General features: G+C 68.2%; 19 protein-coding genes. 4 read left to right on the forward strand and 15 right to left on the reverse strand.

The window, feature by feature from the left end; translation table 11 throughout:
- Nucleotides 1-77: 77 nt before the first annotated feature.
- Nucleotides 78-914 carry an HAD hydrolase family protein gene (locus tag OG394_RS01390; protein WP_328992893.1) on the reverse strand — a complete coding sequence of 279 codons (837 nt, stop codon included), beginning with the start codon at nt 912-914 and terminating at the stop codon, nt 78-80.
- 5 nt (nt 915-919) lie between these two features.
- Nucleotides 920-1,771 carry an inositol monophosphatase family protein gene (locus OG394_RS01395; RefSeq protein ID WP_328992894.1) on the reverse strand — a complete coding sequence of 284 codons (852 nt, stop codon included), beginning with the start codon at nt 1,769-1,771 and terminating at the stop codon, nt 920-922.
- A 112-nt stretch (nt 1,772-1,883) separates the two neighbouring features.
- Here OG394_RS01395 and OG394_RS01400 point away from each other — a divergent pair, with 112 nt between their 5' ends.
- Entirely contained in the window at nt 1,884-3,206 is a 1,323-nt protein-coding gene (locus OG394_RS01400) for a phytase (RefSeq protein ID WP_328992895.1), read from the forward strand.
- A 76-nt stretch (nt 3,207-3,282) separates the two neighbouring features.
- On the opposite strand, the gene OG394_RS01405 is transcribed toward OG394_RS01400, so the two are convergent.
- The 3 genes from OG394_RS01405 to OG394_RS01415 all read right to left on the reverse strand — a co-directional run bounded on the left by OG394_RS01405 (nt 3,283) and on the right by OG394_RS01415 (nt 5,278).
- Nucleotides 3,283-4,311 (reverse strand): hypothetical protein, encoded by a 1,029-nt coding sequence (locus OG394_RS01405; protein ID WP_328992896.1) that lies wholly within the window; start codon nt 4,309-4,311, stop codon nt 3,283-3,285.
- Entirely contained in the window at nt 4,308-4,925 is a 618-nt protein-coding gene (locus tag OG394_RS01410; protein WP_328992897.1) for an RNA polymerase sigma factor, read from the reverse strand. The genes OG394_RS01405 and OG394_RS01410 overlap by 4 nt, the downstream gene beginning before the upstream one ends.
- Nucleotides 4,926-5,044: 119 nt before the next feature.
- A complete protein-coding gene (locus OG394_RS01415) occupies nt 5,045-5,278 on the reverse strand; it encodes a hypothetical protein (RefSeq protein WP_328992899.1) in 234 nt (77 codons plus the stop codon).
- Between the two features lie 157 nt (nt 5,279-5,435).
- On the opposite strand from OG394_RS01415, the gene OG394_RS01420 reads away from it, so the two are divergent.
- Complete coding sequence (locus OG394_RS01420) at nt 5,436-6,272, forward strand: hypothetical protein (protein WP_328992900.1); 837 nt, start codon at nt 5,436-5,438, stop codon at nt 6,270-6,272.
- Here OG394_RS01420 and OG394_RS01425 read toward each other — a convergent pair.
- The 8 genes from OG394_RS01425 to OG394_RS01460 all read right to left on the reverse strand — a co-directional run bounded on the left by OG394_RS01425 (nt 6,263) and on the right by OG394_RS01460 (nt 14,561).
- Nucleotides 6,263-7,153, reverse strand: coding sequence for an amino acid-binding protein (locus tag OG394_RS01425; protein ID WP_328992901.1), 891 nt, complete (start codon nt 7,151-7,153; stop codon nt 6,263-6,265). The two genes, OG394_RS01420 and OG394_RS01425, sit on opposite strands and share 10 nt — an antisense overlap.
- A 52-nt stretch (nt 7,154-7,205) precedes the next feature.
- Nucleotides 7,206-7,859, reverse strand: a complete 654-nt coding sequence (locus OG394_RS01430; protein ID WP_328992902.1) for a hypothetical protein — start codon at nt 7,857-7,859, stop codon at nt 7,206-7,208.
- Nucleotides 7,856-8,335 (reverse strand): hypothetical protein, encoded by a 480-nt coding sequence (locus OG394_RS01435; RefSeq protein ID WP_328992903.1) that lies wholly within the window; start codon nt 8,333-8,335, stop codon nt 7,856-7,858. The genes OG394_RS01430 and OG394_RS01435 overlap by 4 nt, the downstream gene beginning before the upstream one ends.
- A 116-nt stretch (nt 8,336-8,451) precedes the next feature.
- Complete coding sequence (locus OG394_RS01440; RefSeq protein ID WP_328992904.1) at nt 8,452-9,993, reverse strand: AfsR/SARP family transcriptional regulator; 1,542 nt, start codon at nt 9,991-9,993, stop codon at nt 8,452-8,454.
- Nucleotides 9,994-10,211: 218 nt separating this feature from the next.
- Nucleotides 10,212-11,102, reverse strand: coding sequence for an ATP-grasp domain-containing protein (locus OG394_RS01445; protein ID WP_328992905.1), 891 nt, complete (start codon nt 11,100-11,102; stop codon nt 10,212-10,214).
- A 95-nt stretch (nt 11,103-11,197) separates the two neighbouring features.
- On the reverse strand, nt 11,198-12,565 hold the full coding sequence (locus OG394_RS01450; protein ID WP_328992906.1) for a glycosyltransferase 87 family protein: 1,368 nt from the start codon (nt 12,563-12,565) through the stop codon (nt 11,198-11,200).
- Between the two features lie 20 nt (nt 12,566-12,585).
- Nucleotides 12,586-13,914 carry a DUF2064 domain-containing protein gene (locus OG394_RS01455; protein WP_328992908.1) on the reverse strand — a complete coding sequence of 443 codons (1,329 nt, stop codon included), beginning with the start codon at nt 13,912-13,914 and terminating at the stop codon, nt 12,586-12,588.
- Nucleotides 13,911-14,561, reverse strand: a complete 651-nt coding sequence (locus tag OG394_RS01460; protein ID WP_328992909.1) for a glycosyltransferase family 2 protein — start codon at nt 14,559-14,561, stop codon at nt 13,911-13,913. Before OG394_RS01460 ends, OG394_RS01455 begins: the two co-directional genes overlap by 4 nt.
- Nucleotides 14,562-14,672: 111 nt before the next feature.
- Here OG394_RS01460 and OG394_RS01465 point away from each other — a divergent pair, with 111 nt between their 5' ends.
- Nucleotides 14,673-15,380, forward strand: a complete 708-nt coding sequence (locus OG394_RS01465; RefSeq protein ID WP_328992911.1) for a response regulator transcription factor — start codon at nt 14,673-14,675, stop codon at nt 15,378-15,380.
- Nucleotides 15,377-16,513: a sensor histidine kinase gene (locus OG394_RS01470; RefSeq protein WP_328992913.1), complete on the forward strand. Its 1,137-nt coding sequence runs from the start codon at nt 15,377-15,379 to the stop codon at nt 16,511-16,513. The genes OG394_RS01465 and OG394_RS01470 overlap by 4 nt, the downstream gene beginning before the upstream one ends.
- Here OG394_RS01470 and OG394_RS01475 read toward each other — a convergent pair.
- Complete coding sequence (locus tag OG394_RS01475) at nt 16,510-17,517, reverse strand: NAD-dependent epimerase/dehydratase family protein (RefSeq protein ID WP_328992914.1); 1,008 nt, start codon at nt 17,515-17,517, stop codon at nt 16,510-16,512. The genes OG394_RS01470 and OG394_RS01475 overlap by 4 nt on opposite strands.
- The gene (locus tag OG394_RS01480) at nt 17,514-18,311 is read right to left on the reverse strand and encodes an S-methyl-5'-thioadenosine phosphorylase (protein ID WP_328992915.1); all 798 of its coding nucleotides are present in this window, start codon (nt 18,309-18,311) and stop codon (nt 17,514-17,516) included. Before OG394_RS01480 ends, OG394_RS01475 begins: the two co-directional genes overlap by 4 nt.

Below are 18,311 nucleotides of genomic sequence, written 5' to 3' on the forward strand. Positions count from 1 at the left end.
GGGTACGGGCGGGCCGCATTTCGCGTCCGACTGTGGCGCGGGGTGAGGGGCCAGTAGCCCATCCGCACGACGAGGAGTCAGTGGGTGGGGGAGTGGGGTGCTGCCAGGGGCGGGGTTCGCGTGATCAGGTCGATCAGGGCGATCAGGTCGGCGACGGCTCCGGTGGCGCACGGGCCCATCACGGCATCGGCGATCCGGACCAACTCGGGATGACCATCGGCCGGGACGGCGCTCAGGTCGGCCGTCTCGATCAGCTCTAGGTCGTTTGGGTTGTCGCCGATCGCGGCGACGCCGGTTAGCGGGATGCCCAGCAACTCGGTCAGCCGCAATAGCGCGGCTCCCTTGGTGGCTTGGGCCGGGAGGATCTCTAGGTAGGTACGTTCGGACCTGACTTGGCGTGACTTCGGCAGCAGCCCGGCGACCAGCGGCTCGAGTCGATCTAGCTCGGGCTCCGAGGCGATCAGCATGACCTTTGTGAGGTCATCCGGAGGTGGTCCCGTCAGCAGCTGGAGCTGGTCTCTGGCCGCGTACCGGCTCAACGCCTCCGCGGGCTTGAGCGCATACGCCACAGTGTCGACGAACCCGACTGCGCCGACCTCGTCGGGAAGCACTGGCAGCACGAGCTCGTAGCAGGCTCGCGCGGTCGACGTACCAAGGGTGAGATCGAGCAATCGCGTGCCGTCCGGTTCGACGATGCGCGCGCCGTTGTAGAGGATCAGCGGGGTGTCGAGCTCCAACTGCGCGTGGTATCGCCCGGCGGAGACCTCGTTCCGGCCGGTCGCGATGATGACGGTGCCGCCGGCCTCGCGATAGCGGCGTACGGCGATGAGGTTGCGCTCGGGGATCGCGAGATCGCGGGCGACGAGAGTCCCGTCCAGATCAGTGACCAGCCACGGCCAACGCAACAGCCGCAAAGCCGCTACCACTGCGACCCGACCTGGCCGCCGGGGAAGCCGTACGACGAGCTGTAGGTGGAGACGAACTTCCGCAACGCTTCCGGACGGAGCTGTCCCGTGTAAGCGGCATAACCCGGCTGGTCCCACCCCTCGCCACCGAACCCGTGGTAGCTCCCGCCGGCCTGCTCGACGATGAGCTTCGCGGCGCAGATGTCCCACGCGCTCACCGAAGTCCCGAGCGTCGCGTCGGCCCACCCGGCCGCGACGTGCGCGAGGCTCAACGCGGCACTACCCGGACGACGCACGGTGCCGTACGCCGTGACCAGCTCGGCGTACATCGCCAGTCCGTCCGGGCCGTCGTTGACCACACTGCGCGAGTCGGGATAGCTCGTGATCAGCATTGCCCGGGCCTCGTCGGTCACACCAGTCGAGCGGATCGGCTCGCCGTTGAGATAGGCGCCTTCCAGGTCGGCGGTGAACAAGGTGTCCGCCATCGGATCGAGCACCGCTCCGGCCACGATGACGCCGTCCACCACGGCACCGATCGACGTACAGAAGAAGGCCAGACCGTGTGCGAAGTTGGCGGTGCCGTCGATCGGATCGACGTACCAGGTGACGCCGGAGTCGCCGGCCCGCAGGCCGCCTTCCTCGCCCATGATGGCGCTGCCGGGGACGGCCGCCGTGAGGTGCTCCGCGATCCGCTGCTCGGCGCGTTTGTCGTGCACGGTGACCGGGTCGTGCTGGTCGCGCTTGAAGTCGATGTCCATGGTCGCGCGGAACGCGGTCACCAGGTCCGCGGCGACCAGCCGGGTGGCGTCGGCGGCGATCTTCCGCAACTGGGACGAGTAGGCGATCAACGCAAGGTCAGTCGGCATGGACGCCAGGTTACGCCGATCTGAATGCTTGGCTGTCCGGGGCCAGGACGATATCTTCCAGGCCCACTTCGCCAATACAGTCCCTCATCTACCGCCCTCGAGGGAGATACCCATGCCTGAAATCGGCCGCATTCGTTGCGGTTTTGCTCTTGCCGGTTGTGCTGCCGTCGCCATCGCAGGAGTCGCGCCGGCGACCGCTTCGAGCGCGTCGATCGGTGCCCGGCATACGATCGCGACGATTCACGCGGTGACCGAGACCCCGGCCCAGTTCGACGACGAGGCCGGCGGCAATGCCGACGCGGATGATCCGGCCATCTGGCGCAACAACGCCCGGCCAAGCCAGAGCCTGGTCATCACCACGGCCAAGGAAGGCGGGTTGAAGGTCTACAACCTGTCCGGCGTACAGGTGCAGGCTTTCGCGGTGCCGCCGGCCCCCGGGCCCGGGCTGGAGACTGGCCGGTTCAACAACGTCGACCTGCTCAGCGGAGTGCGGTTCCCCGACGGTACGGCGGATGTGGCCGTCGTTTCCGATCGCGGCCGGGACCGGATCCGCACGTACCGGATCAAACCGGCCAATCCGGCCGCACCGCTGACCGACGTCACGGCGTCGAACGTGCCGCGGATGTTCTCGCCGACCGAGGCGGACGTCGAAGACCAGAACACCGCGTACGGCCTCGCGTCGTACACGGACAAGGCGACTGGCAAGCATTACGCGGTCGCCAGCCAGCGCAACAACACCACGCTCAAGCTGGTCGAGCTCGTGGTGCGCGGTTCGACGATCACCTACACGCCCGTTCGCACGATCAACCTGCCGGCGTCGTTCCAACTGCCGAACGGGGTTTCGTGGCGCCCGTGTGACGAGCCGGGTTCGACTCCGCAGGTTGAAGGCATGGTCTTCGACGTGTACGCCGGCAAGCTGTACGCCGGGCAGGAGGACGTCGGCATCTGGAAGGTCTCGTCGAACCTGACCGGTACGCCCACGCTGGTCGACAAGGTGCGCTCGTTCGGCGTGCCCGGCACGTATGACGCCGAAACCGACGAGTGCACGTACGGCGCTGATCCCGGCTTCGGTGGTACACGGATCGCGGCCGATGTCGAGGGGCTGACGATCTTCGACGACGGTGATGGCGAGGGATACCTGCTGGCGTCGAGCCAGGGCGACAACACATTCGTGGCGTACGACCGCGAGGGCCGGAACCGCTATCTCACGAACTTCCGCATTGGGCCCAAGGGTGTTGACGGTTCGGAGGAGTGCGACGGGGCGATGGTGGCGAACGCGTCGTTCGGTAGTGCTTATCCCAAGGGACTGCTGGTCGTGCAGGACGGGCACAACGGGCCGGATGTGGTCGACCCCGATGGCGAGGTGCGGGCGAATACCAACTTCAAGTTCGTCCGGTGGGATGACGTGGCCGAGGCGACCGGCCTCGACGACTGACCCGACCGATACCGCTTGAAGAGGTCCTGCGCACCCCCTCGCGCAGGACCTCTTCACGCAGGACCTCTTTGCGGGTCTACTGGCAGCCGATGCCCGACTTGTAGTCCGCGGGGTTCTTGCCGGCGGCGAGTGCGTCCGCAAGTTCCCAGATGGCCGACGACCAGGCGCCTTCCTTCTCGATGTCCTTGAGGATCTTCCAGGACTTGCTGGTGTTCATCGCGTCGACGGCGGCCTTCATACCGGCGGTGTCACCGGCCTTCTTCGCCTTGATCCACTTGTCGATCCAGTTGCAGCTGACCGCGGAAGTGACGTCGGCGGCCACGTGGTAGCGGGCGTTCGGCGTTGCGCTGTAGAGCTTCTCGCGGTCCAGACCCGACGGGACCGGCATGTCGGACAGCATCGCATCGATCACCTTCTCCGCCTCCGAGGGCTTGATGACCGTGCCCGGCAGGGCGTCCACGAAGGTATCGGTGTTGACCGCGTACAGCTTGGCGACCAGGTCGCGGTAGGCCTGCTCCGAAGGACCTGCGCCACCACGGATCTCGAGGAAATACTTGCCCTTGGGCGGCAGCATCGAGGAGTAGTCCCCCTCGTTGTAGGTGACCATCGCACCCTTCTGCCCGAGGATCTCGATCGGCTTCCGCGGGCTGACCTCGGTGCGGTCGTCGTAGTACGACTTGTACAACTCGGCCTTGTACCAATGCACTTGAAGCCTGTCCTTGCCGTTCTTGAACTTCACTTCGCCGCCATCGAAACCGCCGCCGCCGTAGAAGTCCTCAACCTTCCAGCCCGGTGCGTTGAGCAGCATCCGCTCGGCGCTGTCCGTGCGGACCTTGGTGGTGCCCGCCGGCCCGGCCGGTGCGGGACTGGCCGGGTTGCCGCGGTTCACCGCGAAGGTCGTGAGCAGTGCGACGGCGGCGACGGCGGCGGCGGCCAGCACCATCGCGCGGCGGCCCGCCGGTTTGCGATCGGGCGTGGGTTCGGCGGTGATCATGATCTCCTCCAACAAGTCGGACTCGGCATCGTCGGTCGGCAGTCGCCGGACCGCGTCGTCGCCGAACGGGTTGGCCCGCGCGATCAGGCGGTCGAGCTCTTGGTCGTTCATCGCTCCTCCTGAATCGGTCGCGCGTGCTGGTCTTCCCGTACATGTCCGTCTAGCTCGAAAGCGTCTCCCAAGGATTTCCGTAATCGGGTCCGGGCCCGATGCAGCCGGGTCCGGACCGTTCGTGCCGGGAGGCCGAGCACGATGGCGACCTCGCGCGGATCGAGGCCTTCCCATCCGGTGAGCATCAGCAACTCGCGATCACCCTCGCTCAGGCCAGCCATCGCCGCGCGAATCACGGTCGTCGAGTCGACCGCGTCGGCCGGGTCGGGCGTCACCTGGGCCAGCGGCCGGCACTGCGCCAGTTGGTTCCGAAGGCGCTCGCCCAGCCGCTCGCGCCGGGTCTGCCCGCGCCGGTGGTTCGCGATCACGTGCCGCGCAACGCCGTACAGCCAGAGTCGTGCGGTCCCGTCGACCGGTACGTCGCCGATCCGCCGCCACGCCACCAGCATCGTGTCGGCGACGATATCGGCGGCGTCCTCGGGCGATCCCACCCGGCGCAGCGCGAAGCCGAGGAGCTCGCGGGAGTTCCCGGCGAACAGCTCGCGGAACCTGCGCTCTTGGTCCGACACCGCCCGCAGTGGCACCGGGCGCGGTGGACTCGGCGTACTCGTCATACTCCCCCCATGTCCGGCAGTATGCCGACCGTTACAGGCCAATTTCGCCCGCCCGCGGTAGAGGAGATGGCTGAGCCCGCCGCTTCTTGTAGCGACGGGCTCAGGGGCTTCCGGGTGGGTCAGGTGTTGAGGCTTGGCGGGTCGGCCGCCTCGACACCACCAGGGTGGGAGGTGGCCGGGTCGTCGTCGCCATGGTCGGGCAGGTTGTCGGCGTCCGTCGCGACGCGACTGGCCCGGCCTCGCGGCGATTGCGGCTGGGCGCCCTCGTCATGTTCGATCCGAGCCCGGCCGAGGGTGTCGTCGTCGACCTTGCCGGTCTTCTCGAGTTCCTCGTTCACATCAGAGTCGCTCACCGTGGCCGGTTTCCTGCCCGGTGGATACCGTCCGTCCGCTGTCAGTCCCATCGCAGCTCACCTCTCTCCTTCACCCCAACCAGTACCCATCCACGTGGCTGTTCATCGGTCCGAATACGGCCTGCGTACGACCTGTATACAAGCCGTATTCGGACCGATGATCATCAACAATGGGCGGATGTTCCCCGCGGAGATCGAGATGTGGCCGGCCGAGTACGTCGAGGGGCTGGGCGTGGTGTTCGCCCGGTTCGACGCCACTACGCAGGACTCCGGCAATGTGTCGTACGGCGTGAAGGCTCCGGCCGGGCGGTATTTCGTCAAGACCGCGGGCGATCCCACCGACCAGGCGCCGTACCTCGATTTCGACGGCCGAGTCGCTCTGCTCCGCAACGCCGTCCGGTTGGCCGAGGCGGTGCCGCATCCGCTGCTGCCCGAATTGCACGCGGTGATCGAGTCGCCGGGCGGCCCGGTGCTGGTCTACGAATGGCGCGAGGGCGAGCACCTCGGCACAACCCGCGAGCAGCGGGACGACCCGGCCACGGCGTACCAGCGGTTCCGTGCCTTACCGGCCGAGCAGATCCTGAAGGCGCTGGACGAGGTGTTCGACCTGCACGCAAAGCTCACCTCTGCCGGATGGGTCGAGGGCGACTTCTACGACGGCTGCCTGCTGTACGACTTCGGTGCACGGCGTTTGACCGTGCTGGACCTCGACACGTACCACTTCGGTGCCTACCGCAACGAGATGGGCCGGATGTTCGGCGCGAGCCGGTTCATGGCGCCGGAGGAGTACTCCCTGGGCGCACCGATCGACGAACGCACCACCACCTTCGTCATGGCGCGCACTGTGTTCGTCTTGCTCGCTGATGGCACGTTGGAACGCGAGGCCCTTCGCGGCAGCGACGCCATCTACGCCGTCGTACAAGAAGCCGTCACGACCAGATTCCCCAGCTACGACGCGTTCTATCAGGCATGGCTGGCGGCTCGTCAGACCTGACGCTCGTACGTCGGACCGGGCGTGCGCGTGATGGCCAGCGACGCGACTTCCGCGACCTCGGCCAGCCGGTTGGCCCGCGCGGATTCGGCCGGCGTGAACGGATTCCCTGGCCGGACGAACGCGAACAACCCACTCCAAGGCGACGGCACCTTGAGCACGGTCGCGTCATCGGCGGCGAGGCGGCTGGTCCCGTGCAGGGTGAGGCGGTCGGTCACGATCTGCGCGTCGAGCAGATCGGCGATGGCGTGCGGGAGTTCGCCCGGATCGGCGACCACGCGGGCCGACAGCGTGAGCGCGCGAGTCTGGCCGTCGATCAGCGCCAGTGCGGTAGTCGGCCAGATGTGCACGGCCCGGCCGCCACCAGCCCGGGCGGCGGCCGCGAGATCGTCGGCGCCGAGCACGTTCGGGCTGGAGATGATGAGCTCGTCGCAGACGCCGTCGGACAGCGTGTGGATGTGCAGACCGAGGATGTTCGCCTGGAGTTGGGCGAGTTCGTGGGTGACGGCTTCCAGCGCGCCGGGGCGATCGTCGAGGGTGAGGCGCAATCGCCAGAGCGCGGGCGCGTCCTCGACCAGACGGTGTGCCGCCGATCGCCGTTGCGTGGTGGGCGCGTGCAGCCAGTGGTGGAACAGGCGCATCGCGGACGGCTCGACCACCCAGATCACTAGAACGGTGGTGATGGCGGCGAGGCTGGTCACGGTCACGAGGAACGGTGGGTGCAGCCAGAGCACGGCCGCATGCAGCGCGAACTCGACGGGTAGGACGGCGAGGAGTTTGGCCAGGGACAGGCGAGTACGACGTGGATGCGGGAAGCGGCCGCACACGTCACACGCCAAACCGGCGACGATGTCTCCGGACAGCTGTGCACTCGGACTGGTCATGCCACCATGCTCCGATGCGCACGTTGCCGCCCGATTGCGCCGCTGTGAAGTCCTACAGCACGTTGACGGCGCGCGCGGCGACGACGGCCAGGGTCAGCAAGGCGATACCGGCTTGCACGGCCATCATGATCTTCATCCGGGCCGACAACGGCATCGTGTCGGTCGGGCTGAACGCCGTCGCGTTGGTGAACGAGACGAACAAGTAGTCGGTGAAACTCGGCACCCACGTCTTCGCGTCCCAGCCCTCGATCCCGCCGGCCATCTGCGGGAACAACAAGTCGGGCCGGTCTGCCGGATGCGGGTGATCCGGCAGTCGGGCGAAAGCGCCGCCGCGGTCGATCTCCCAATAGGCGATCGCGAACGCCACCACGTTGGTGACCCAGATCAGCAGGGCCGCCTGGACCAGATTCCGGCCGCTGGCGCCGTCGGCACCTTCCGTCAGGTAATCGATCAGCAGGCCCAGGTTGACCCCGTTCACCACGATCAGGAAGCCGACCAGCACGATCGCCACATAGCGGAGCCAGGGCTCGTCGCGGCGCAGGTGCATCGGATTGGCCCACACCAACGGCACCAGCAGTGCGGCCTCGCAGGCAGGCAGCAGCCACGCCGGGCCCGCGGTCATGCCCGACGGGAGTTTGAGCTGCAACACCAGCACGGCGATGACCGCCAGGGAGGCCGGCCATCGGCGGGTGTGATGCGTGGTCACGCGCCGATTCTGCCCCACACCTCGCCATCGGCCGGGTATGCGCGCCCGGAGGCCTGCCGGCTGTGCTGATCGGCCCGGTCGGCATCGCCCAGTTCGGCGTGGACCAGCGCCAGATTGGCGTGCAGCAGTTCCTGGCCGGCTGCGTGATTCTGTTGCCGGAAGCAAGTAAAAGCCTGCTCGAAGTACGACGCGGCCATCAGCCGTTCGTCCTTGACCAGATGCAGACAGCCCAGCGCGTTCAGCAGATACGCCTCGCCGATCGGCTCGCGTTCGGTCCGGGCCGCCTCGAGCGCCAAGGCGTAGAACTCGACGGCTTCGCGCCACGGCAGCACCCGGTCGACGCACGTGCTGAGCTCTAGCGCGATCCGCCACGTGAAGCCGGGATACCCGTTGCAGGCGGCCCACTCGGCCATAAACCGTACGGCGTCGAACTCCCGCTCTAGCCATTCCTGGCCGGCCTTGGTGGCTGAACGCAAGTACCAGTCCAGGAGACGTCGTACGGCGTCCGCCGGGGGTGATCCGGCGCATGCGCGTACGAGCGGGTGTAGGCCGTACCGATCGGGCTGGTTCCTAGAGACGAGCCTGGCCGCCTCTAGTTCCTCAAGCGCGTTCCGTGCGCGATCAAGCGGTACGTCGGCCAGAGAGCGGCTGCCGCCCGAAGGCTGATCCCAGTAGCCGGGTGTAGAGCCAGTAGGCCGAACATCTTCCCAGCCTCCGGCCCAAGTCTCGCAACGGCTGCAGTCACCGCATCCGCTACAGAGTGGCCAAGCGTCTCTGAGGCTTCGGCGATGACTAGTGCGAGCGGGACACCGCCGTACGCCTTGCAGAGAGCGGTGGCGGTTGCCGGGGGCGTGGCCGCTAGCAAGTTGACGGCTTGGTCTGGGGGCAGCGGTCCGACGGTTAGACGTTTTGCGCTGGGCAGGTCGAGTGGGGCGCGACTGGTGACGATGACGAGGGTGTCGCCGCCGGGCAGGAGCGGTACGACCTGGTCGGTGTCGCGGGCGTTGTCGAGCACGATGACGGCATGCCGATTCGCGAGTGCGGACTTGAGCAGGGCCGCGCGTTCGTCGAGTGGGGCGGGCACTCGATCAGCGGTGATGCCGAGGGTCTGCAGCAGGGTCGCCATCGCCGCGGCCGGTTCGACCGGCTCACCGGGGCCATGGCCGCGCAGGTCCAGATGGAGCTGTAGACGATCTGCCGTCCGGTGTACCCAGTAGAGCGCGAGGGCGGACTTACCGATGCCTGCGGCGCCGTCGATCGCTATGACGCCAGTGCCAGCTAGAGCGTCCAGTGCGGCCAGTTCGTCGTACCGGCCGGTGAAGCCGAGTACGGCGGGTGGAAGTCGGCGGGGGCCGCGTTGGACGAGTGAGACCGGGGGAGTGCGGAGAGTGCCTTCAAGCAGTACTGCGCGTTGCAGGGCGAGTAGCTCGGCCCCCGGGGGCACGCCCAGCTCGGCGCGCAGCGTGTCCCGAATCCGGCGGAAGGCGCGCAGGGCCTCGGCTCGCTGACAGGTGCGGTGGAGGACGGTGATCAGGTGCGCGGCGACGGGCTCGCGGGTCGGGTGCTCACTAGCTAGGTCCGTCAGCTCGTCGAGTAGCTCGTCGCCTACTGCGTCGCCGGCGGCGGCCAGTTCGAGCTCAATGCGGCGTTCGGTCGCGGTCAGCCACTGGTCGGTGAGTTGCGGGATCACTTCCTGGTCCAGCCAGGTCGAGCTGACCTCCGTGAACGGACGGCCGCGCCACAACGCGAGCGCGGCCCGGAGCAGCTCCAGCTCACTCTCCCCGGAGGTCTCACCGGATTCGGCCTGCTGCAGCGCCTCCGCGAGCAGCGCCTGGAACTGGTGCAGATCCGCGCTCGCGATCAGCCGATAGCCGCCGGGCCCACTAACGAGCCGCTCGTGCCCGACCAGGTGGCGGAGGCGGGCGACGTACGTATGCAGAGTGGCGCGGACTTTGGCCGGCTGGCCCTGCGGCCAGACCTGCTCGGCCAGCGTCTCGATGCTGAGCGGTTCACCGTCGGCCAATACCAACGACACCAGCAGGCTGCGCAGCCGCCCGGCCGGGACCGGCAGAGGCGTCGTACCAAGCTGTGCCTGCCAGGGCCCAAGCACCTGGAAGGCCAGCTGGTCGCTCACCACGACAGCACGATCGGGTTGCGCGGGACACGGCTACCCGTGTCTTGGGCGGGCTGCCGGGGCGGGCGCTCGCCGGCCTCGGCAGCGCGCTCGCCGGGCGCGTTGGCGCGTTCGACGGGTCGTCGATCGGCAGGCTTGATCGGCGGTGCCGGACAGGTGAGCATGACGTCCCTCCGCAGTGGTCCCCAGACGACACTGCGACGGTAGGTCTAGTCCGCTTACAGACCGCTTTCACCGGGTTGCAGCACCCGGGCGGCGGTCACCTGGGCGAAGCGGGCGTACGCCTCCGGGTGGTCGGGCAGGAACAGGTAAGGCTCGATCAGCTCGGCCTCCATCAGCAGGAACCGGCCGCCCGACATGATCCCGTCGATCCGCGCGTAAAGCGGCGGCACGCGGAGGTCGAGGGCCGCGAGCGTGGCGGCAGCAACCTCGAGTGCGGGCGCCGGGACCGGAGCGGCCGCGACCGAGCCGCCGAGGTGGTGCTGTACCCGGAAATCCCCATCGCCCGGCCGCTTCAGCACCGAATGGCTGAACTCGCCATCGAAGTAGAGCAGCGACCACTCACCCTCGGCCGTGATCTCGGGCTGGAACGGCTGCACCAGGTATGCCCCATCGGGCAGCGCATCCAGCGCGCCGGACAGCTCGTCGCCGCCCGCCACACCGCGCACGGTGTGCATGGCGCTGGCGCTGACCGTCGGCTTCACGACGATCTCCTCGCCGGTCAGACCGCCGACCACCTCGCGCAGGCAGGCCCCGGCGGCGATCTGCGTCGGCACGATCGCGACACCACGCTCCCGCAGCTCGAGCAGGTAGCGCTTGTCCGCGTTCCACCGGACCAGGTCGGTGTCGTTCAGCAGCCGGACGCCCGCCTTGTCGAGCAGCCCGAGCCACTCGGTGAACTCCAGATACCGCTCGTGATAGTCCCAGACCGAGCGCAGCAACACCGCGTCGAACGACGACCAGTCGATCGAGGGATCGGTCCACACCGCGGGCACCGGGTCCAGGCCGGCTTCGCGCAGCGCCGGCAGCAGCGGCAGGTCGTCCTCGTGCAACTCGGGATGCTCGGCGGAGGTCGCCAGGGCGAGGCGCGGAGTACGGCGATCGGACACGGGTGAGGCCTTTCACTGGAACATCAGTCGCTTGAACGTCATTCGCCCGCTTGGTGATCGGGCGACCTCAGTGTTGGCGCCGGTGGCCAGTCGGGTCAAACCGGATTACGCGCTTTCGGACGCTCGGTGAGAGCGCGAGCACGCCGTGTCGACCGAAGTGCCGTCGCGGTGAGGACAATCACGGTCGCGGCCAGGTAGATCAGGCTCTGCCGAGTCCCGTCGGCGTAGTTGGCGTACGCCGCGTAGCTGGCCATCGGTACGACGAGCCACTCGATCCGGCCCGCGAGTACGGCGAGGGCGATCAGCGGCAGGCCGTACCAGGGATAGGCCGGCGTGGTGACGAGCAGCGCCGCGCCGTACAACCAGCAGCAGGTGACCGCGACGGGTTCGCTGTTCTGGTGGCGCCGGCGTACGGCCAGGATCGCGAGGCCGAGGGCGATTGCTGCCGCGGGGAGTTGGCGGGCCTCGGGTGGGAGGAGCAGGCCGAGTACGGCGGAGCGTTCGGTGAAGTTCTCCTGGGTGAGGTAGCCGGGGAGGAACCCGATGACGAGGCTGCCGGAGACCAGGACGTACGGCAGGTAGGACGCGATGAAGGTGCCGATGGCAACTAATGGCGTCGCGAGATCGCGTCGTCGCAGGGTGGTGAATGCCGGGAGCAACAAAAGTGGTAGCAGTTTTACGCTGGCGGCGGCGCCTAGTAGGGCGGCGGCGATGATTGGGCGGCGTGCGAAAACGATGACGGCGGCAACGATCAGGAGTGCGGCCAGTACGTCGACGTGTGCTGCGCTTCCGGTTTCGAGCGCGACCATCGGCGACCATCCCCAGAGCTGGGCCCAGCGTGGGTCTCGACGGCGGTCACGTAGTTCGCGGGCCAGGAGCCAGGTCAGCAGTACGGCCATCGCGGCTGAGGCGAGTTGAAGGCCGAGCGTGCCTACGTCCCAGGGCGTGACCAGGGCAACCGCGGCGAAGTAGAGCTGGGCGACCGGCGGGTAGATGGTTGGTACTTGCGGACGGTTGATCTTGGTCCGCGGGTCGTCCTTCGCCAGCTCGTTCAGGTCAGCCGGGTTGTTCGGGAGGCGTGGTGGGCCGGTGACGCCGGAGCGGTCGCTCGGGCCGAGACCGGGGAAGAGGTAGGGATCGCGAAGGTGGGCCAGGTCGTCGTCGAGCGGCACATGCGCGTACGGCGAGTTGCCCGATACCGAGACACGTCCATCCCAGACGTAGCGGTAGGCGTCGGAGCTGGACAGCGGCGGCATCGTGAGCCCGGGCAGCTGGCACAACACGGCACCGATCACCAGCACGAGCATCACGTGCTTCCCGGCAGGACAACGGGTGACGAGATAGGCGATCCCGACCACCAACACAGTGGCCGCCAGCAGCAACCAGGTGTTGGCCCGCGCCACGAGCACTGCCGTGCACAAGCCAGCACTCGCGACAGCGAACCACGTCTCCTTTGCATTCATTCGTCGGAATCCGCCCTCCATCAAAGCTGACCGGTGCGGGTCTGCGGCGGGAGAGGGCGGATTCCGACGAATGAATGCAAAGAGGTGGTGGTGGCAGGCGTTCCGCAACGGCGGAAGGTGAGGAAGGCGCGGCCGTTGGCGCGCCAGTCTTCCGTGGCGAGTAGGTCGGCGGCGAGGGCGTGACGGAGTACCGCGAGGCTGCCGACTCTTGCCCAAGGCAATGGACGTGAGCGGCGGCCGTTGCTGTGCAGGACGATCGGCGCCGTCTCGTCCAGCGTGTCGTTGGGGTCGACCTCGACCAGCACCAAACCAGCCGGCCGGACCAGCTCGGCGCACCGGCGCAATAGCTCGGCCGGCGCGCCGCCGATCCCGATGTTGCCGTCCATCAGCAAGACCGTGCCCCACCGCCCCTCACCCGGCAACGGCTCCTGCACCGGACGCCGCAAAGCCGGCGCACCCCGCTCGGTGGTAAGCAACACAGCCTGGGCCGAGACATCCACACCAAGCGCCGGAATCCCCTTCTCCGCAAGGGCTGTCACGATCCGGCCGGGCCCACACCCGATATCAAGCACGGGCCCTTCGCAACGACTCAGCGCAAGCCGGTCAACCGCATCGGCGGGCGCCTGCCAGCGGGAGACCTCGGACAGCCCCGGCACGGCGCGACCATCGGGGCCGACAGCAACAACCCGCTCACCCGCGAGCGCCTTCTCGAACAACACGGCCGGATGCGCCGACCCATGCAGACGCCGATGCAGCCGCGACATCCGCAACCCGGGATATGCCGCCGCAACAGCCATCGCATCCGACGGCGTATCGACGTCACGAAGCATCGGCAACAGCCGCACTTTGTAGCCGAGGGCAACCAGTCGATCGAGCTGATCCGCACCCGTGTGATCCGTGGACATCGGCACACCGTCGAACACCCGCGGATCCGGATGGCGCAGCCCGATCGCCCAGTAACCCCCGTCCTCGGTCAGCCCGAGCGCAGCGTCGTACCCAGTCCAGTCGTACGTGAGCAGACGAGTCGTGAGCTGAGGCGTATCCATCCCGACGAGCAGCATCGGCTCACCGCGATAGGCGTCCTCAAACGCGGCCGCCAACCGCTCGGCGAGACCCCTGCCGCGTTGCGAAACCACCTCGAAGTCCGGCGGCAACCACGCGCCGGGTGAGCCGTCGAGCGCCAGCACGGTTCGGCACAGCTGGACCTTGGCGGCGGCGCGAACGGCGTACAGCGTGTCGGTCAACGCGGCCCGGGCCAACGCAGCGGCCTCCGCGGCTGTGAAGTCGGTCTGCAGGCGCGTCTTCACCCGGCCGGGCACGGGCTCTTTCGCGATCACGATGTACGTCACGTCGCCAGCACCTTGCTCATGTCACGGACTGCGCGCGCGGCCCCAAGCGGCGTACCGGTGACCTTGGAACGACCTGACCGCGGCAGGTAGTCGACGTCCACCTCAGCGATCCGCCAGCCCGCATCCGACGCCCGTACGACGGTCTCCAAGGGATAGCCCGAACGGCGATCGATAATGCCCAGATCGAGCAAAGCCTGACGCCGGGCCGCTCGCATCGGGCCGAGATCGCGCAAGGTCAGACCAGTACGGCGGCGGATGCGGCGGGCGAGTTCGGCATTCGCGAGGCGCAGGTGCCAGGGCCAAGCCCGACGCGAGACCGGCTTGCGGCGACCGAGCATCAGGTCAGCGCTGCCGGCCTCGATCGGCGCGATGACCCGGACGAGCTGTCGCGGATCGAGCGAGGCGTCGGCATCCAGGAAGGCGACGATCGGCGCGGTCGAGGCTTCGAGGCCCGCGTGGCAGGCGGCGCCGTACCCCTTGAGCTCGCAATGGACGACGGTGGCGCCGTGCTTAAGGGCAATCGCGACGGAGTCGTCGGTGGAGCCGTTGTCGACCACGATCGCGCGTACGCCGGAGGGTAGGCGGTTGAGCACCCAGGGCAGGGCTGCGGCCTCGTTCAGGCAGGGGAGGACCAGGTCGACTTTCACCCTTCGACCGTAGGTACGCGATGGCGTGGATGGGGGCTGCGGGCGATGACGGCTTGCTTACGTACCGGTGTTGGCGGGTCTGATCAAGGCTTGAGGTTCTACGCTCAGACCGTGGCTACTCGTGTGCTCATCGTGGACGACGACCCGACGGTGTCGAACGTCGTTTCTGCCTATCTGACCAAGGCCGGATACGAGGCGCGGGTGGTCGCCGACGGGCTCGCCGCCGTCGATGCCTGGCAGCAGTGGCGGCCCTCGGTCGTCGTACTGGACGTGATGCTGCCCGGGCTGTCCGGTCTGGAGGTGCTGCGCCGGATGCGCGCGGCCGCCGATGGCGCGGCGGTGATCATGCTGTCGGCGCGCGGCGAGGAGGAGGACCGGCTCGTCGGGCTCGAGGTCGGCGCGGACGACTACGTGGTGAAACCGTTCAGCCCGCGCGAGATCACGTTGCGCGTGCAGGCGTTGCTGCGGCGGGAAGAGCGGTTGGCCGGGCAGGTGCTGACGCCGAAGAAGCTGGCCTGTGGGCCCGTTTTGCTCGACACGGGCGCGCGGACGGCGTTCCTGGACGGGGAGCCGTTGTCGTTGACGCATCGGGAGTTCGATCTGCTGGCGTTCCTGGTCGGGCATCCGGGGGAGGCCTTCACCAAGGCGGAACTGCTGCGGCGAGTGTGGGGCTGGGACTTCGGCGACTCGTCGACCGTGACCGTGCACGTGCGCCGGCTGCGGGAGAAGATCGAGGACGATCCGTCGGACCCGCGGCTGGTGCTGACCGTGCCGCGGACCGGGTATCGCTTCGCGGCTGAGGAGGAGTTGGCCGGATGAAGGACATGTTCACGATCCTCGCCTTCACCACTTTGACCACGGCGGTCGTGGCCGGCCTCGGCGTACTGCTGTTGTGGCGAGTCCGGCGGCGCTCGCTGCGGGTCACGATGATCGTCGCCGCGCTGGTGCCGATGGCCGCGGCGCAGGCGGCCGTGATCCAGAACGTGCAGGCCATGTTCATCTCCAGCCACGACTCGCTGGTGGTGATGTGGACGCTCGCCTTCGCCGCTCTGCTCGGCATTGGTCTGTCCGTGCTGCTGGGGCACTGGATCAGCGCGGGCTCTCGCGACGTGGGCCGCCGCCTTCGGGATCTGGGCGACGACGCTGGGCCTTCGGTCGAGGCCGGTGGGTTAGCGGTGCCGGCCGAGTTGGCGGAGTTGTCGGATGAGCTGGAGAAGACCCGGCAGCGGTTGTCCGCCTCCCGGGAGCGTGAGCGCGCGCTCGAGTCCAGTCGGCGTGAGCTGGTCGCGTTCATGTCGCACGACCTTCGTACGCCGCTGGCCGGGCTGCGGGCCGTTTCGGAAGGCCTGGAAGACGGCGTCGTCGAGGATGTGCCCGGCGCCCTGCGGCAGATGCGGACGACGGTCGACCGAATGACCGGGTTGGTGGACGACCTGTTCGAGCTGTCTCGCCTGTCGGCCGCTCCGGCACCACGTCGCCGCTCGGCCGTGAGCCTGCGCGAACTCGTCGAGGATGTCGCGGGCGAGACGTGCGAGCATGCGCGCGCCTCGGGTGTCACGCTTACGGTCGATACCCCGGTGGGCGACGACCGGCTCGCCGTACACGGTGATGCGGACGAGCTCACCCGGGCTGTGACGAACCTGGTCGGCAACGCGATTCGCCATACGGATGAGGGCGGTACGGTTCGGCTTTCCGTTGCCCGCGTCAACGATGGGCGGATCCGGCTCGCGGTGACCGACGGCTGCGGCGGCATTCCGGCCGACGACCTCGACCGGGTGTTCGACATCGGCTGGCGCGGCGATCTCCAGCGCACCCCGTCCGACAACGGCGGCGGCCTCGGTCTCGCCATCGCTCGCGGCGTCGTCGAATCCCACGAAGGCCGAATCGCCGTCTCCAACGTCACCGGCGGCTGCACCTTCGAGGTCGAACTCCCGCCGGTGCCCGTCGCTTAACTGATGAGGTCCTTGATGCCGGTGGGGAGGTCGTATGTCGGGGTCCAGGCGAGGGCGGTGCGGGCGCGGGCGGATGAGGCGGTGATGTGGCGGACGTCGCCCAGGCGGTATTGGCCGGTGATGACCGGCGGTTCGGCGTTGTAGGCGCGGGCCAACTCGGCCGCGAGGTCGCCGATGGTGTGCACGGTGCCGCTGCCGATGTTGTAGGCAACAAACTGCTGCTCGTTGCCCAGGGCAAGGGATACCGCCGACGCGACATCCCGGGCATGGACGAAATCCCTGCGCTGACGGCCATCCTCGAAGACGCGAGGGCGTTCGCCACGATCCAAGGCCGAGCGGAAGATCGCGGCAACGCCGGCGTACGGCGTATCGCGCGGCATCCCCGGTCCGTACACGTTGTGGAAGCGCATCGCGGCCACGGCGCCACCCGTCTCGCGTGCCCACGACGCGGCCAGGTGCTCGCCGTTGACCTTCGTCGCGGCATACGTGTTGCGCGGATCCAGTCGCGCGTCTTCGTCGATCAGGCCCGGTCGCAACGGCTGACCGCAGACCGGGCACGGTGGTTCGAAAAGCCCGCGCTCGAGGTCTTCGATCCGCCTCGGCCCAGGGGCGACAGACCCGTGACTTGAGCAGTCGTAATGCCCTTCGCCGTACACCACCATCGAACTCGCGAAGACCAGTCGTCGTACGCCGGAACGCGCCATCGCCCGCAGCAGTACCGCCGTACCAAGGCTGTTCGTGCTCACGTAGTCGTCGAGGTCGTTCACGTCGACCCCGAGCCCGACCTTCGCCGCGAGGTGGATCGCCGCGTCGGCGCCTGGCAGCACCCGGTCGAGCGCCTCGGCATCGCGGATATCGGCACGGATGAGGTCAAAGGGTGGTGGCTCGTTGTGTACGTCGGACCGGAGCGAGTCGAGTACGTCGACTTGGTGGCCGTCAGCAACGATCTGCCTGAGCACGTGCTGCCCGATGAAGCCGGCGCCGCCCGTCAGCAGGATCTTCACGGCAACTCGAAGGGCAGCGGCAGGCCGTCCAGCGAATGCCGGCAGGCGCAGTCGGTCTCGGGTAACTCGGCGATCACCTTTGCGAGCAGGTCTTTCAAGGTCTCGATGCTCTTGCCGAACTGGGCCAGCACTTCCGCATGAGTGACACCTTCGCCGACGGAGACGCCCGCGTCGTGATCGGTCACCACGGCCACGGAGGTGTAGCAGAGCGCGAGTTCGCGGGCGATCGTCGCCTCGGGCGCACCGGTCATCCCGACGAGCGACCACCCTTGTGCCGCATGCCATTGTGACTCCGCCCGCGTGGAGAAGCGCGGCCCGTTGATCACCACCATCGTTCCGCCGTCACGCAACCCCTTGCCCTGGGCAACGACCGTACGGCGGCCGCGCGGGCAATACGGATCCGCGGGGGAGACGTGCACCACCGGCGACTCCTCGTCGTACACGGTGTGTGCACGACCCCACGTCCGGTCGACGAGCTGATCCGGCACCACGATCGTGCCGGGGGTGAGCTCGGGCCGCAGGGAGCCGACCGCGCACGGCGCCAGCACCTGCCGAACGCCAAGCGCACGCAAAGCCCACACATTGGCCCGGTAGTTCACCCGATGCGGGGCGAACCGATGGTCGGCCCCATGCCGCGGGATGAACGCCACCCGGCGACCCGCGATCTCACCGACTACGGGTGGTTCGCTCGGCGGCCCGAATGGTGTCTCGATCGCGACGACCCGCGCGCCAGGCAGGAACGAGTAGAACCCCGAGCCCCCGATCACCCCGATCTCGGCACTTTTGCTGGTCAT

The sequence above is a fragment of the Kribbella sp. NBC_01245 genome (assembly GCF_036226525.1).
Classification (GTDB): domain Bacteria; phylum Actinomycetota; class Actinomycetes; order Propionibacteriales; family Kribbellaceae; genus Kribbella.

Bases quoted from the DNA above. Each gene is read 5' to 3' on its own strand.
- OG394_RS01425 (WP_328992901.1), bottom strand. From the start codon at position 7,153: ATGACCAGTCCGAGTGCACAGCTGTCCGGAGACATCGTCGCCGGTTTG.
- OG394_RS01405 (WP_328992896.1), bottom strand. From the start codon at position 4,311: ATGAACGACCAAGAGCTCGACCGCCTGATCGCGCGGGCCAACCCGTTC.
- OG394_RS01395 (WP_328992894.1), bottom strand. From the start codon at position 1,771: ATGCCGACTGACCTTGCGTTGATCGCCTACTCGTCCCAGTTGCGGAAG.
- OG394_RS01420 (WP_328992900.1), top strand. From the start codon at position 5,436: ATGATCATCAACAATGGGCGGATGTTCCCCGCGGAGATCGAGATGTGG.
- OG394_RS01400 (WP_328992895.1), top strand. From the start codon at position 1,884: ATGCCTGAAATCGGCCGCATTCGTTGCGGTTTTGCTCTTGCCGGTTGT.
- OG394_RS01480 (WP_328992915.1), bottom strand. From the start codon at position 18,311: ATGACCAGCAAAAGTGCCGAGATCGGGGTGATCGGGGGCTCGGGGTTC.
- OG394_RS01470 (WP_328992913.1), top strand. From the start codon at position 15,377: ATGAAGGACATGTTCACGATCCTCGCCTTCACCACTTTGACCACGGCG.
- OG394_RS01410 (WP_328992897.1), bottom strand. From the start codon at position 4,925: ATGACGAGTACGCCGAGTCCACCGCGCCCGGTGCCACTGCGGGCGGTG.
- OG394_RS01450 (WP_328992906.1), bottom strand. From the start codon at position 12,565: ATGAATGCAAAGGAGACGTGGTTCGCTGTCGCGAGTGCTGGCTTGTGC.